This window comes from Pseudomonas segetis, from assembly GCF_900188155.1.
Classification (GTDB): Bacteria; Pseudomonadota; Gammaproteobacteria; order Pseudomonadales; family Pseudomonadaceae; genus Aquipseudomonas; species Aquipseudomonas segetis.
The window spans coordinates 1-15516 of sequence record NZ_FZOG01000011.1; the positions used below are offsets into that span (position 1 = coordinate 1).

The 15516-nt window shown below is 54.5% G+C and carries 13 protein-coding genes and 1 tRNA gene; all 14 read right to left on the reverse strand.

Annotation, left to right across the window (positions count from 1 at the left end; translation table 11 throughout):
• Window positions 1-96 (reverse strand): GTP-binding protein (locus CHB79_RS21705; RefSeq protein WP_141133447.1); only part of this gene is annotated, 96 nt, incomplete at its 3' end.
• Window positions 97-126: 30 nt separating this feature from the next.
• Window positions 127-2229 carry an elongation factor G gene (gene fusA / locus CHB79_RS21710; RefSeq protein ID WP_089361419.1) on the reverse strand — a complete coding sequence of 701 codons (2103 nt, stop codon included), beginning with the start codon at window positions 2227-2229 and terminating at the stop codon, window positions 127-129.
• A gap of 33 nt (window positions 2230-2262) precedes the next feature.
• On the reverse strand, window positions 2263-2733 hold the full coding sequence (rpsG, locus tag CHB79_RS21715; protein WP_010490886.1) for a 30S ribosomal protein S7: 471 nt from the start codon (window positions 2731-2733) through the stop codon (window positions 2263-2265).
• Window positions 2734-2856: 123 nt separating this feature from the next.
• Window positions 2857-3228, reverse strand: coding sequence for a 30S ribosomal protein S12 (rpsL, locus tag CHB79_RS21720; RefSeq protein ID WP_003186084.1), 372 nt, complete (start codon window positions 3226-3228; stop codon window positions 2857-2859).
• A gap of 157 nt (window positions 3229-3385) precedes the next feature.
• Complete coding sequence (gene rpoC, locus CHB79_RS21725; protein WP_089361420.1) at window positions 3386-7585, reverse strand: DNA-directed RNA polymerase subunit beta'; 4200 nt, start codon at window positions 7583-7585, stop codon at window positions 3386-3388.
• 64 nt (window positions 7586-7649) lie between these two features.
• Window positions 7650-11723, reverse strand: a complete 4074-nt coding sequence (gene rpoB / locus CHB79_RS21730) for a DNA-directed RNA polymerase subunit beta (RefSeq protein ID WP_089361421.1) — start codon at window positions 11721-11723, stop codon at window positions 7650-7652.
• Between the two features lie 219 nt (window positions 11724-11942).
• Window positions 11943-12314 carry a 50S ribosomal protein L7/L12 gene (gene rplL, locus CHB79_RS21735; protein ID WP_089361422.1) on the reverse strand — a complete coding sequence of 124 codons (372 nt, stop codon included), beginning with the start codon at window positions 12312-12314 and terminating at the stop codon, window positions 11943-11945.
• Window positions 12315-12392: 78 nt separating this feature from the next.
• The gene (gene rplJ / locus CHB79_RS21740) at window positions 12393-12893 is read right to left on the reverse strand and encodes a 50S ribosomal protein L10 (protein WP_010490897.1); all 501 of its coding nucleotides are present in this window, start codon (window positions 12891-12893) and stop codon (window positions 12393-12395) included.
• Between the two features lie 201 nt (window positions 12894-13094).
• Window positions 13095-13790 carry a 50S ribosomal protein L1 gene (gene rplA / locus CHB79_RS21745; RefSeq protein WP_010490899.1) on the reverse strand — a complete coding sequence of 232 codons (696 nt, stop codon included), beginning with the start codon at window positions 13788-13790 and terminating at the stop codon, window positions 13095-13097.
• On the reverse strand, window positions 13791-14222 hold the full coding sequence (gene rplK, locus CHB79_RS21750; RefSeq protein ID WP_010490901.1) for a 50S ribosomal protein L11: 432 nt from the start codon (window positions 14220-14222) through the stop codon (window positions 13791-13793). It lies immediately after the preceding gene.
• 118 nt (window positions 14223-14340) lie between these two features.
• Window positions 14341-14874: a transcription termination/antitermination protein NusG gene (nusG, locus tag CHB79_RS21755; protein WP_010490903.1), complete on the reverse strand. Its 534-nt coding sequence runs from the start codon at window positions 14872-14874 to the stop codon at window positions 14341-14343.
• Window positions 14875-14883: 9 nt separating this feature from the next.
• On the reverse strand, window positions 14884-15252 hold the full coding sequence (secE, locus tag CHB79_RS21760) for a preprotein translocase subunit SecE (protein ID WP_089361423.1): 369 nt from the start codon (window positions 15250-15252) through the stop codon (window positions 14884-14886).
• Window positions 15253-15295: 43 nt separating this feature from the next.
• Window positions 15296-15371: transfer RNA gene (locus CHB79_RS21765), tRNA-Trp, on the reverse strand.
• A gap of 53 nt (window positions 15372-15424) precedes the next feature.
• Window positions 15425-15516: EF-Tu C-terminal domain-related protein (locus CHB79_RS21770; RefSeq protein WP_023007569.1), on the reverse strand; the 92-nt coding region annotated here is incomplete at its 5' end.

The window sequence follows — 15516 nt, forward strand, 5'->3', positions numbered from 1 at the left end:
CAGCGCTGCAGTCAGGGTAGTCTTACCATGGTCAACGTGGCCGATTGTGCCAACGTTTACGTGTGGTTTTTTACGTTCAAATTTTTCTTTAGCCACGACAGTGAACCTCTTGCCTAAAGGGCTGGATTAGCCTTGTTTTTTAACGATAGCTTCGACGATATTCGACGGAGCCTCGGAGTATTTGGAGAATTCCATGGAGTAGCTCGCGCGACCCTGGGACATGGAGCGAACGTCGGTTGCGTAACCGAACATCTCACCCAACGGAACTTCGGCGCGGATAACCTTGCCGGAAACCGTATCTTCCATACCTTGGATCAGACCACGACGACGATTCAGGTCACCCATCACGTCACCCATATAGTCCTCAGGTGTTACTACTTCCACTTTCATCACAGGCTCAAGCACAACTGCGCCGCCCTTTTGGGACAACTGCTTGGTCGCCATGGAGGCAGCTACCTTAAACGCCATCTCGTTGGAGTCGACGTCATGGTAGGAACCATCGTACACAGTAGCCTTCAGGCCGATGAGCGGATAACCGGCAACAACACCGTTCTTCATCTGCTCTTCAATGCCCTTCTGAATAGCCGGGATGTATTCCTTAGGAATAACACCACCCACTACCTCGTTGACAAACTGCAAGCCTTCCTGACCTTCGTCTGCCGGAGCAAAACGAACCCAGCAATGACCGAACTGGCCACGGCCACCAGATTGACGTACGAACTTGCCTTCGATTTCGCAAGACTTGGTGATCTTCTCACGATACGAAACCTGCGGCTTACCGATGTTGGCCTCAACATTGAACTCGCGACGCATACGGTCAACAAGAATATCGAGGTGCAACTCGCCCATGCCGGAGATGATCGTTTGACCAGTCTCTTCATCAGTTTTAACGCGGAAAGATGGATCTTCCTGAGCAAGCTTGCCCAGTGCGATACCCATTTTTTCCTGGTCATCCTTGGTCTTTGGCTCAACAGCAACCGAGATTACCGGCTCTGGGAAGTCCATACGAACCAGGATGATTGGCTTTTCAAGCGAGCACAGAGTGTCACCCGTGGTGACGTCCTTCATGCCGATCAGGGCAGCGATGTCGCCAGCGCGTACTTCCTTGATCTCCTCGCGGGTGTTTGCGTGCATTTGCACCATACGACCCACGCGCTCTTTCTTGCCTTTTACCGAGTTCAGAACGCCGTCGCCGGAGCTCAGTACACCCGAGTAAACACGAGCAAAGGTCAGAGTACCCACGAATGGGTCAGTAGCGATTTTGAAAGCCAGGGCCGAGAACGGTTCAGCATCATCTGCATGACGCTCCATCTCGATGGTTTCATCATCAACGTCCGAACCCTTGATCGCAGGAATATCAACCGGAGCAGGCAGGTAGTCGATTACCGCGTCGAGAACCAGGGGAACACCCTTGTTCTTGAACGAGGAACCGCATACAGCCAGAACGATTTCACCGGCGATGGTGCGCTGACGCAGGGCGAGCTTGATTTCAGCAGTGGTCAGCTCTTCGCCTTCCAGATACTTGTTCATCAGCTCTTCAGAGGCTTCAGCAGCAGCTTCAACCATGTTGCTGCGCCACTCTTGAGCCAACTCAAGCATATCTGCAGGAATTTCTTCCTCGCGCAGAGCCATGCCCTTGTCGTCATCGTTCCAGTAGATAGCCTTCATCTTGATCAGATCGATCTGACCCTGGAAGTTATCTTCCGCACCGATAGCGAGCTGGATTGGTACCGGAGTGTGGCCCAAACGCGCCTTGATCTGGCCAATAACACGCAGGAAGTTTGCACCGGCGCGGTCCATCTTGTTTACGTAAACAAGACGTGGAACGCCGTACTTGTTGGCCTGGCGCCATACGGTTTCAGACTGCGGCTCAACACCCGAAGTACCACAGAACACAACGACCGCGCCGTCGAGTACGCGCAAGGAGCGCTCTACTTCAATGGTGAAGTCAACGTGGCCGGGGGTATCGATGATGTTGAAGCGGTGCTTGTCGAACTGCTTCTCGGAACCCTGCCAGAAAGCAGTGGTTGCCGCGGAGGTGATAGTGATACCACGCTCCTGCTCCTGTGCCATCCAGTCCATGGTTGCGGCGCCATCATGCACCTCACCCATCTTGTGGTTAACACCGGTGTAAAACAAAACCCGCTCAGTCGTAGTGGTCTTGCCGGCATCAACGTGCGCGACAATACCAATGTTACGGTAGCGGTTAATCGGAGTAGTACGAGCCATATAGCCCTCGCAAAGTTTAGAAGCGCTAGAAAATTAGAAGCGGTAGTGCGAGAAAGCCTTGTTGGCTTCAGCCATACGGTGCACGTCTTCACGCTTCTTAACTGCAGCACCCTTGCCTTCGGCAGCGTCCAGCAGCTCACCAGCCAAACGCAGAGCCATAGACTTCTCGCCACGCTTACGGGCGAAATCTACCAGCCAACGCATGGCAAGAGCATTACGACGGGAAGGACGTACTTCAACAGGAACCTGGTAAGTAGCACCACCAACGCGGCGCGACTTCACTTCGACCAGCGGAGCGATGGCGTCGAGAGCTTTCTCGAAGATCTCCAGGGGATCGCTGTTCTTACGTTCTTTAACCTTGTCCAGCGCGCCATAAACGATACGCTCGGCAACGGCCTTCTTGCCGCTTTCCATTACGTGGTTCATGAACTTGGCCAGAATTTGGCTTCCGTATTTTGGATCATCAAGCACTTCGCGCTTGGCTGCTACACGACGTCTTGGCATGTGATAAGCCCTCAAACGGTCTTCAGGTTAGCTCGGGACCGCAAATGCGCCCGACCTTACTCTTATCGACTCAAATAAATAGATAACTGCAATTTAGTGACAAGTCCCATTACTGGGGCGCTATCACTTAGGACGCTTGGTACCGTACTTCGAACGACCCTGGTTACGACCTTTAACACCGGAAGTATCCAAAGAACCGCGAACGGTGTGGTAGCGAACACCCGGAAGGTCTTTTACACGACCGCCACGGATCAGAACAACGCTGTGCTCTTGCAGGTTGTGACCTTCACCACCGATGTACGAAGAAACTTCGAAACCGTTGGTCAGGCGAACACGGCAAACTTTACGCAAAGCCGAGTTAGGTTTTTTCGGCGTAGTGGTATACACGCGAGTGCACACGCCACGACGCTGCGGGCAGTTCTGCAGCGCAGGCACGTCGGATTTCTCGACGATACGCTTACGCGGCTGACGTACCAGCTGGTTAATAGTTGCCATCTTTAGCTCCACTGTTGTCTTTCGACGCTATTGCTTTTCAAACAAAGCAAAATGGCAGAGCAACATGCCCTGCCAAATTTAGGGGTGCATGAGTCTAAAGAGACTCAGCCTCCCAGTCAAGATGCAACCCCGCCGCCGAAGCGGCGGGATTACGCTCTTAATTTCCGCTGAAATTCAGCGCTTCGGTCAGTGCAGCTTCCACTTCACTGGCGCTGACACGTACTGGCTTGTCGGCATCACGCTTGCGCTTGCGCTCGCTGTGATAAGCCAGACCAGTACCGGCCGGGATCAGACGACCCACAACCACGTTTTCTTTCAGGCCGCGCAGGTAGTCACGCTTGCCAGTAACCGCTGCCTCGGTAAGAACGCGAGTGGTTTCCTGGAACGAGGCTGCCGAGATGAACGACTCGGTCGACAACGACGCCTTGGTGATACCCAGCAGTACGCGGGTGTACTTGGCGACGAACTTGTCGGCAGCTGCCAGACGCTCGTTTTCACCCAGCACCGCGGTCAACTCCATCTGATCACCCTTGATGAAGGATGAGTCACCGGACTCGGCCACTTCAACTTTACGCAGCATCTGACGCAGGATGGTCTCGATGTGCTTGTCGTTGATCTTAACGCCCTGCAGACGATAAACGTCCTGGATCTCGTTAACGATGTACTTGGCCAACGCGCTTACACCCAGCAGACGCAGGATGTCGTGCGGATCGCTTGGACCGTCGGAGATAACTTCACCCTTGTTGACCTGTTCACCTTCGAACACGTTCAGGTGACGCCACTTCGGAATCAGCTCTTCGTACGGATCGCTACCGTCGGTCGGTGTAATCACCAGGCGACGCTTGCCTTTGGTTTCTTTACCGAAGGAGATGGTGCCGCTGATCTCCGCCAGAATCGAAGCCTCTTTCGGACGACGCGCTTCGAACAAGTCGGCAACACGCGGCAGACCACCGGTGATGTCACGGGTTTTCGATGTTTCTTGCGGGATACGGGCGATTACATCACCCACGCCCACTTGCACACCATCCGCTACACCAACCAAGGCGTTTGCTGGCAGGAAGTACTGAGCCGGTACATCGGTACCTGGCAGCAGCAAGTCTTTGCCATCGGCGCCAACCATCTTGACCGCAGGACGAATTTCCTTGCCGGCAGCTGGACGGTCTTTCGGATCGAGAACTTCGATGTTGGTCAAACCGGTCAATTCGTCTGTCTGACGCTTGATCGTGATGCCTTCTTCCATGCCAACGAAGGTCACAGTACCTTTCATCTCGGTAACGATTGGGTGAGTGTGCGGATCCCACTTGGCGACGATTGCGCCCGGCTCCACCTTGTCACCTTCCTTGACCGAAATTACAGCACCGTAAGGCAGCTTGTAGCGCTCACGCTCACGACCGAACTCGTCAGCCATGGCCAACTCACCGGAACGCGATACAGCAACCAGGGCGCCATCGAGACGCTCTACGTGCTTGAGGTTATGCAGGCGGACAGTACCGCCGTTCTTAACCTGAACGCTGTCGGCAGCCGAGGTCCGGCTAGCCGCACCACCGATGTGGAACGTACGCATGGTCAACTGGGTACCCGGCTCACCGATCGACTGGGCAGCGATTACGCCGACAGCTTCACCGATGTTGATCTGGTGACCACGTGCAAGGTCGCGACCATAGCACTTGGCGCAGATGCCATAACGGGTTTCACAGGTGATTGGCGAGCGCACCACGACTTCGTCGATGCTGTTGAGCTCGATGAATTCAACCCACTGCTCATCAACCAAGGTGCCAGCTGGCACGATGACGTCTTCGGTGCCTGGCTTGAATACGTCATTGGCGATTACTCGGCCCAATACGCGCTCACCCAATGGCTCTACAACGTCGCCGCCTTCAATGTGCGGCGTCATGAACAGGCCACGCTCGGTGCCGCAATCGATCTCGGTAACGACCAGATCCTGGGCAACGTCAACCAGACGACGCGTCAAGTAACCGGAGTTAGCGGTTTTCAGTGCGGTATCCGCCAGACCCTTACGAGCACCGTGAGTCGAGATGAAGTACTGAAGTACGCTCAAACCTTCACGGAAGTTCGCAGTAATTGGCGTTTCGATGATCGAGCCATCCGGCTTGGCCATCAGACCACGCATACCAGCGAGCTGACGGATCTGCGCAGCAGAACCCCGCGCACCGGAGTCGGCCATCATGTACATCGAGTTGAAGGACTCTTGATCGACAGTCTTGCCCTCACGATCAACCACTTTCTCTTTCGAGAGGTTGGCCATCATCGCCTTGGAGACTTCGTCGTTAGCCTTCGACCACAAGTCGATAACCTTGTTGTACTTCTCGCCCTGAGTTACCAGGCCCGATGCGTACTGGCTTTCGATCTCTTTAACTTCTTCGGTTGCCGCGTCGATGATACGAACTTTTTCCTCAGGGATAACGAAGTCGTTAACACCAATGGAAACGCCCGAGATAGTCGAGTATGCGAAACCGGTGTACATCAGCTGGTCAGCGAAGATGACGGTGTCTTTCAAGCCGACAGTGCGGTAGCACTGGTTGATCAGCTTGGAGATCGCCTTTTTCTTCATCGGGTGGTTGACCACGTCATACGACAGGCCGTCCGGCACGATTTGGAACAGCAGCGCACGGCCAACAGTGGTGTCGACGATGCGAGTATTTTTGGTGATGCTGCCATCGCGGTCTTTAATGACCTCCTTGATGCGCACCTTTACACGGGCGTGCAGCGACGCCTGACCACCACGGAATACGCGGTCAACTTCCTGCAGGTCGGCAAATACGCGACCTTCGCCCTTGGCATTGGTAGCTTCACGGGTCATGTAGTACAGACCCAATACAACGTCCTGCGAAGGAACGATGATCGGCTCACCGTTGGCTGGCGACAGGATGTTGTTGGTCGACATCATCAACGCACGCGCTTCGAGCTGGGCTTCCAGCGTCAGCGGTACGTGAACAGCCATCTGGTCACCGTCGAAGTCGGCGTTGTAGGCCGCACAAACCAACGGGTGCAGCTGGATTGCCTTACCTTCGATCAGAACCGGTTCAAATGCCTGGATACCCAGACGGTGAAGGGTCGGTGCACGGTTGAGAAGCACTGGGTGTTCGCGAATCACTTCAGCAAGAACGTCCCAAACCTCTGGCAACTCACGCTCGACCATCTTCTTGGCAGCCTTGATGGTAGTCGCCAGACCACGCATTTCCAGCTTGCCGAAAATGAACGGCTTGAACAGCTCCAGGGCCATTTTCTTTGGCAGGCCGCACTGGTGCAGACGCAGGGTTGGACCTACGGTAATTACTGAACGACCGGAGTAGTCAACACGCTTACCGAGCAAGTTCTGACGGAAACGACCTTGCTTACCCTTGATCATGTCAGCCAAGGACTTCAACGGACGCTTGTTCGAACCAGTGATGGCGCGACCGCGACGGCCGTTATCGAGCAATGCGTCAACCGCTTCTTGCAGCATGCGCTTTTCGTTGCGCACGATGATATCCGGCGCCGACAGATCGAGCAGGCGCTTCAGGCGGTTGTTACGGTTGATAACGCGACGATACAGATCGTTCAGGTCAGAAGTCGCAAAACGACCACCGTCCAGCGGCACCAACGGACGCAGATCTGGCGGCAGAACCGGCAGAACAGTCAATACCATCCACTCTGGCAAGTTGCCGGAACCCAGGAAGGCCTCCATCAACTTCAGACGCTTGGACAGCTTCTTGATCTTGGTTTCCGAGTTGGTTTGCGGAATTTCTTCGCGCAGACGACCAATCTCGTGTTCCAGGTCGATAGCGTGCAACAGCTCGCGAACAGCCTCGGCGCCCATACGCGCGTCGAAGTCGTCACCGAACTCTTCCAGGGCTTCGAAATACTGCTCATCGTTCAGCAGCTGACCTTTTTCAAGGGTGGTCATGCCTGGATCGATAACGACATAGCTCTCGAAATAGAGAACGCGTTCGATATCACGCAGGGTCATGTCCATCAGCAAACCGATACGGCTTGGCAGGGACTTCAGGAACCAGATGTGGGCAACCGGAGAAGCCAGCTCGATGTGGGCCATACGCTCACGACGAACCTTGGCCAGTGCAACTTCAACGCCGCACTTCTCACAGATCACACCACGGTGCTTGAGGCGCTTGTACTTACCGCACAGGCACTCGTAATCTTTTACCGGGCCAAAGATCTTGGCGCAGAACAGGCCGTCACGCTCAGGCTTGAACGTACGGTAGTTGATGGTTTCCGGCTTTTTAACTTCACCGAACGACCACGAACGGATCATCTCAGGCGATGCCAACCCAATACGGATGGCGTCGAACTCTTCGACTTGACCCTGGTTTTTCAGCAAATTCAGTAGGTCTTTCAAGGCCTTTCCTCCTGGCGGAGCTGGCGATGGAGCAAAGTGCTCCACCGCCGATTCGCGTCACGTGTTATTCGGTTTCCAGATCGATGTCGATACCGAGCGAACGGATCTCTTTGATCAGAACGTTGAAGGACTCAGGCATGCCTGGCTCCATACGGTGATCGCCGTCAACGATGTTCTTATACATCTTGGTACGGCCGTTCACGTCGTCCGACTTCACGGTCAGCATTTCCTGCAATGTGTAAGCGGCGCCGTAGGCTTCCAACGCCCAGACCTCCATCTCACCGAAGCGCTGGCCACCGAACTGCGCCTTACCACCCAGCGGCTGCTGAGTAACCAGGCTGTAGGAACCAGTGGAACGCGCGTGCATCTTGTCGTCCACCAGGTGGTTCAGTTTCAGCATGTACATGTAGCCGACAGTGGTCGCGCGCTCGAACTGGTTACCAGTACGACCGTCGATCAAGCGCATCTGGCCGCTTTCTGGCAAATCTGCCAGTTTCAGCATGGCCTTGATTTCGCTCTCTTTGGCACCGTCGAATACTGGAGTGGCCATCGGCACACCGCCACGCAGGTTCTTGGCCAGATCGATAATTTCCTGGTCGCTGAACTCGTCAAGGCTTTCCTGACGGCCACCGATTTCGTTATAGATCTGCTGCAAGAACTTACGCAGTTCAGCGATCTTGCGCTGCTCTTCTAGCATGCGGTTGATCTTCTCGCCCAAACCTTTGGCCGCAAGGCCCAGGTGAGTTTCGAGAATCTGACCCACGTTCATACGCGATGGTACACCCAGCGGGTTGAGTACGATGTCGACCGGCGTACCGTGTACGTCGTGCGGCATGTCTTCAACCGGCATGATTACCGAAACCACACCTTTGTTACCGTGACGACCGGCCATCTTGTCACCCGGCTGGATGCGACGACGGATTGCCAGGTAAACCTTGACGATCTTCAGCACGCCTGGAGCCAGGTCATCGCCCTGCTGCAGCTTGCGCTTCTTGTCTTCGAACTTGTCATCGAGCAGCTGACGGCGGTCGGAGATGTAGGCCTGGGCCTTCTCCAACTGCTCGTTCAGTGCATCGTCAGCCATGCGCAGCTTGAACCACTGGCCACGCTCCAGACCGTCAAGGAACTCGTCGGTCAGCTCTGCGCCTTTCTTCAGGCCAGCGCCGCCTTCAACTACCTTGCCAACCAGGGCCGAACGCAGACGCTCGAAGGTTGCACCTTCAACAATGCGGAACTCTTCGTTCAGATCCTTGCGGATCTCGTCGAGCTGGGTCTTCTCGATCGACAGCGCACGCGCATCGCGCTCAACGCCGTCGCGGGTGAAGACCTGTACGTCAATGACAGTACCTTTGGTGCCTGTTGGCACACGCAGGGAAGTATCTTTAACGTCAGACGCTTTTTCACCGAAGATGGCACGCAACAGCTTCTCTTCAGGAGTCAGCTGGGTTTCGCCTTTAGGCGTCACTTTACCAACCAGAATGTCGCCTGGGCCTACTTCAGCGCCGACATACACGATGCCCGCTTCGTCCAGCTTGTTCAGAGCAGCTTCACCCACGTTCGGGATGTCCGAGGAAATTTCCTCAGGCCCAAGCTTGGTGTCACGCGCCACACAGGTCAGTTCCTGGATGTGGATCGTGGTGAAACGATCTTCTTGAACCACGCGCTCCGAAAGGAGGATGGAGTCTTCGAAGTTGTAACCGTTCCAAGGCATGAACGCGACGCGCATGTTCTGGCCAAGAGCCAGCTCACCCATGTCGGTCGACGGGCCGTCAGCCATGATGTCGCTACGCTTGACCTTGTCACCCTTGCTCACCAGCGGACGCTGGTTGATGCAAGTGTTCTGGTTGGAACGGGTGTATTTGGTCAGGTTGTAGATATCAACACCGGCTTCGCCAGTTTCGACTTCGTCGTCATTGACGCGAACCACGATACGGCTGGCATCAACCGAGTCAATCACACCGCCACGACGTGCAACCACGCAGACACCGGAATCTCGCGCTACGTTGCGCTCCATACCAGTACCCACCAGCGGCTTGTCCGAACGCAGGGTCGGTACTGCCTGACGCTGCATGTTCGAACCCATCAACGCACGGTTGGCGTCGTCGTGCTCGAGGAACGGAATCAAGGAGGCAGCAACCGAAACAACCTGCTTGGGCGAGACGTCCATCAGGGTTACGTCTTCAGGTGCCTTAACGGTGAATTCGTTGAGGTGACGTACAGCCACCAACTCATCAACCAGCTGACCTTTTTCGTTCATCAGAGCCGAAGCCTGGGCGATCACATGATCGGCCTCTTCGATTGCTGACAGGAATACGATCTCGTCGGTTACCAACGTGTCTTTAACCACACGGTACGGGCTCTCGAGGAAACCGTACTGGTTGGTGCGCGCGTAGGCAGCCAGGGAGTTGATCAGACCGATGTTCGGACCTTCAGGCGTCTCAATCGGGCAAACACGGCCGTAGTGAGTCGGGTGTACGTCACGAACCTCGAAGCCTGCACGCTCACGAGTCAAACCACCTGGGCCGAGTGCAGAGACGCGACGCTTGTGGGTAATCTCGGACAGCGGGTTGTTCTGGTCCATGAACTGCGAGAGCTGGCTGGAACCGAAGAATTCCTTGACCGCGGCAGCCACTGGCTTGGCGTTGATCAAGTCTTGCGGCATCAGGCCTTCGCTTTCAGCCATGGACAGGCGTTCTTTGACTGCACGCTCAACACGTACCAGGCCGACACGGAACTGGTTCTCGGCCATTTCGCCAACGCAACGTACGCGACGGTTACCAAGGTGGTCGATGTCATCGACGATGCCCTTGCCGTTACGGATATCAACCAAAGTCTTGAGGACTTCAACGATATCTTCCTTGCTCAGTACGCCCGAACCTTCGATTTCGGTACGACCGATACGACGGTTGAACTTCATCCGGCCTACAGCCGACAGATCGTAACGCTCTGGGCTGAAGAACAGGTTATTGAACAGGGTCTCGGCTGCATCCTTGGTTGGCGGCTCGCCAGGACGCATCATGCGATAGATCTCGACCAGGGCTTCAAGCTGGTTGGTGGTCGAATCGATCTTCAGGGTGTCAGAGATGAACGGACCGCAATCGATGTCGTTGGTGTACAAGGTCTCGATGCGTACAACCTGCGCCTTGACAACCTTGGCCAGGATTTCAACGTTCAGCTCGGTGTTGCACTCGGCGATGATTTCGCCAGTTGCCGGATGCACGATCGCCTTGGCACTGGTACGGCCAATCAGGTAATCGATAGGAACTTCAAGTTCCTTGATGCCGGCTTTGTCCAACTGGTTGATATGGCGCGCAGTGATACGGCGGCCCTGCTCAACAATGACCTTGCCCTTCTCGTCTTTGATATCGAGAACAGCAACTTCACCACGCAGACGATGTGGCACCAGTTCCAGGCTCAGGGACTCACCCTTGACGTGGAAAACGTTGGTCACATAGAAAGCGTCAAGCATCTCTTCAGTGCTGTAACCCAGCGCACGCAGCAGTACCGATGCCGGCAACTTGCGGCGACGGTCGATACGTACGAATACAGCGTCTTTTGGATCGAATTCGAAATCGAGCCAAGAGCCACGGTAAGGAATTACGCGAGCCGAATACAGCAACTTGCCAGAGCTGTGCGTCTTACCACGGTCGTGATCGAAGAACACGCCTGGTGAACGGTGCAACTGGGAAACGATGACGCGCTCGGTACCGTTGATAACGAAGGTACCGTTCTCTGTCATCAGGGGGATTTCCCCCATGTAAACTTCTTGCTCTTTAATGTCCTTGATCGCTTTGTTCGACGATTCTTTGTCGAAAATGATCAAGCGAACCTTAACCCGCAGCGGCACGGCATAAGTTACGCCGCGAAGGACGCACTCTTTGACGTCAAAAGCCGGTTCGCCCAGGCGATAACCGACATATTCCAGGGCAGCATTGCCGGAATAGCTGATAATCGGGAAAACGGACTTAAAGGCGGCATGGAGGCCGATATCGCGAAACTTATCCTTTGTCGCTCCCGCCTGCAGGAATTCGCGGTACGAATCCAGCTGGATGGCCAGGAGATAAGGCACATCCATGACATCCGGCAACTTGCTAAAGTCCTTGCGGATACGTTTTTTCTCAGTGTATGAGTAAGCCATCAGCGTTCCCCAGCTTGGTCACCTGCTTATTTGGCCTCTCCGACGGGAGCAGCCAGAAACTCTTGCAAACCCCTTTGGTTTGCGCCACCACATTGGGTGGGGTTTTCAGCCCCAGGCTAGCCACACGAGAGCCGGCCTGGAACGGAAAAAGGCCGGTGGCAAAGCCACCAGCCATCAGCCTTAAGCGAGTCGCTCGGGCTGTAGACGCAAGGTCGTCGCTTACTTAAGCTCGACTTTAGCGCCTGCTTCTTCCAGAACTTTCTTAGCAGCTTCGGCTTCTTCTTTCGAAGCGCCTTCTTTAACAACGCCAGGAGCGCCGTCAACTACTGCCTTGGCTTCTTTCAAGCCCAGGCCAGTCAGTTCGCGAACTGCTTTAATTACGTTTACTTTCTTCTCGCCAGCTTCAACCAGAACGATGTTGAATTCGGTCTGTTCTTCAGCAGCAGCAGCGCCGCCAGCAGCTGGGCCAGCAGCAACAGCTGCAGCAGCGCTAACGCCGAACTTTTCTTCCATAGCGGTGATCAGTTCTACAACCTGCATCACGGACATTTCGGATACGGCGTTGATGATGTCTTCGTTAGTCAGAGCCATGACTCTAATTTCCTGTATTGGGGGACAGCCTTCGCGGCTATCAAATAAACAAATATGATCGAAAGAGTGCTGGATGCCTTAGGCAGCAGCTGATTCTTTCTGGTCACGAACAGCTGCCAAAGTACGAACGAACTTGCTGGTAGCGCCTTGAATCACGCTCATCAGCTGAGAAATCGCTTCGTCGTAGGTCGGCAAGCTTGCCAGTACGTCGATCTGGTTGGCTGCGATCAGCTTACCTTCAAACGCGGCGGCCTTGATCTCGAACTTGTCCTGACCCTTGGCGAATTCTTTGAAAATACGAGCAGCAGCGCCCGGATGTTCCTTGGAAAACGCAATCAGGGTTGGGCCAGTAAAGACGTCGTTCAGCACATCGTAAGAAGTGCCTTCGACTGCGCGCTTGAGCAGAGTGTTACGTACAACTTTAACGTAAACACCTGATTCACGAGCTTCTTTACGGAGTCCGGTCATTGCAGCTACGGTCACGCCACGGGCATCAGCCACGACAGCGGACAGGGCAGCTTGGGCAGCCTCGTTGACTTCAGCGACGATGGCCTTCTTGTCTTCGAGTTTAATTGCCACGGGTAAAACTCCTGCTTGTTACCGTTTCATCTGGCCGAAGCCGGATGTCGTTTTGGTGTCTGATTCGGTAAAGAACCGGGAGCACCATCTGCGTAGGTTTTCCTGTTTAAGGCTTGCGCCACCTACGGTCTTGGATAGCCCCCGCCAGGCAGGGACCCCAATTTTTGCAAGCAGGCGCGAAACTCACGCCCACCCTATTCCTTATGCGTCGAGCGAAGCCTGATCAATGATCAAACCAGGACCCATGGTAGTGCTCAGGGTCACGCGCTTAACGTAGATGCCTTTGGAAGTCGATGGCTTCAGGCGCTTCAGGTCTGCAATCAGAGCTTCAACGTTCTGCTTCAACTTCTCGGCTTCAAAACCGACTTTACCGACGGAACCGTGGATGATGCCGTTCTTGTCAGTACGGAAACGTACTTGACCCGCTTTGGCATTCTTCACAGCAGTTGCTACGTCAGGAGTAACAGTGCCGACCTTAGGGTTGGGCATCAGGCCACGAGGCCCCAGTACCTGACCCAACTGACCTACAACACGCATTGCATCAGGCGATGCAATTACGACGTCATAGTTCAGGTCGCCGCCTTTCATTTCAGCAGCCAGATCGTCCATACCAACGCGGTCAGCGCCGGCAGCCAGAGCAGCTTCAGCAGCTGGACCCTGAGTGAACACTGCAACGCGAACAGACTTGCCAGAGCCGTTTGGCAGCACGGTAGCGCCACGAACAACCTGGTCAGATTTACGCGGATCAACGCCCAAGTTCACAGCGATGTCTACAGACTCGGAGAACTTGACAGCCGAAATCTCGGCCAGCAGAGCGGCAGCTTCGTTGAAGTTGTAAGCCTTGCCAGCTTCAACTTTCTCAGCGATTGCCTTTTGACGCTTAGTCAGCTTAGCCATTTACACACCCTCCACGTTCAGGCCCATGCTGCGTGCGGAGCCGGCGATAGTACGTACGCCTGCATCCAAGTCAGCGGCAGTCAGATCAGCTTGTTTAGCTTTAACGATCTCTTCCAGCTGAGCACGAGTCACGGTGCCAACTTTAACGGTGTTCGGACGCGCAGAACCGCTGGTCAGGCCAGCTGCTTTCTTCAACAGAACCGAAGCCGGGGTGCTTTTGGTTTCAAAGGTGAAGCTACGGTCGCTGTATACAGTGATGATCACTGGAGTCGGCAGACCAGGCTCTTGGCCTTGGGTCTTGGCGTTGAACGCCTTGCAGAATTCCATGATATTCACACCGTGCTGACCCAGTGCCGGACCTACCGGTGGCGAAGGGTTAGCTTGACCTGCCTTTACCTGCAGCTTGATATAAGCCGAAATTTTCTTAGCCATGAGCTACTCCAATATTGGGTTCAAACGCCTTGACGGCTCCCCAGTTACTTGCACGTTTATCCCAGTGACGACAAAACCCCGCAGTCAATAACTGCGGGGTCAGGGATGCTTATGTCAACTATGCCTTCTCGACCTGGCTGAACTCCAGCTCTACCGGTGTAGAGCGGCCGAAGATGGTAACTGCCACCTGGACACGACTCTTTTCATAGTTAACTTCTTCGACGACACCGCTGAAATCAGCAAATGGGCCATCGATAACACGGATTGTCTCACCTGGTTCGAACAGCGTCTTAGGCTTGGGCTTGTCACCGCTATCAGCAACGCGACGCAAGATCGCCTCTGCTTCTTTATCAGTGATCGGGGCCGGCTTGTCAGCCGTACCGCCAATAAAGCCCATGACACGTGGCGTATCTTTAACCAAGTGCCAAGTACCTTCGCTCATATCCATCTGAACCAGGACATAACCCGGAAAGAACTTGCGCTCGCTCTTACGTTTCTGACCATTGCGCATCTCGACCACTTCTTCAGTAGGCACGAGAATTTCACCAAAGCCATCTTCCATACCAGCGAGTTTTATACGCTCGATCAACGAACGCATAACATGCTTCTCGTAACCCGAGTAAGCATGCACGACGTACCAACGCTTAGCCACGGGACACCCTTAGCCGACAATCAACGAAACAATCCAGCCGAGCAGGGAATCTAATCCCCACAACAACAGAGCCATTACCAAAACAACAGCCACAACAATTAACGTGGTCTGCGTGGTTTCCTGACGCGTTGGCCAGACAACTTTACGAATTTCGACGCGCGCTTCTTTGAGCAAAGCAAAAAAGGCTTGGCCTTTCGTGGTTTGCAACGCAACTACACCAGCGACTACAGCAACAACCAGCAGAGCCAGCACACGATACAGAATCGGCTCAGCCGCGAAGTACTGATTACCAACCACGCCAACCACTACAAGAGCAGCAACAACCAGCCACCTGAGCAGGTCAAAGCGAGTTTCTTTGGCTTCAGCCTTTGCATTCATTTACGAGGATCCTGTTAAAAGACGCGCCAAATTCATTTGAAAATGGCAGGTCAGGAGGGAATCGAACCCCCAACCTACGGTTTTGGAGACCGTCGCTCTGCCAATTGAGCTACTGACCTAGAACAAAATTAGGCCGACCATTATGTCGGCCTAAGAGGGACAAATCAACCGATTACTCGATGATCTTGGCAACTACACCAGCACCAACGGTACGGCCGCCTTCGCGAATCGCGAAACGCAGACCATCTTCCATGGCGATTGGAG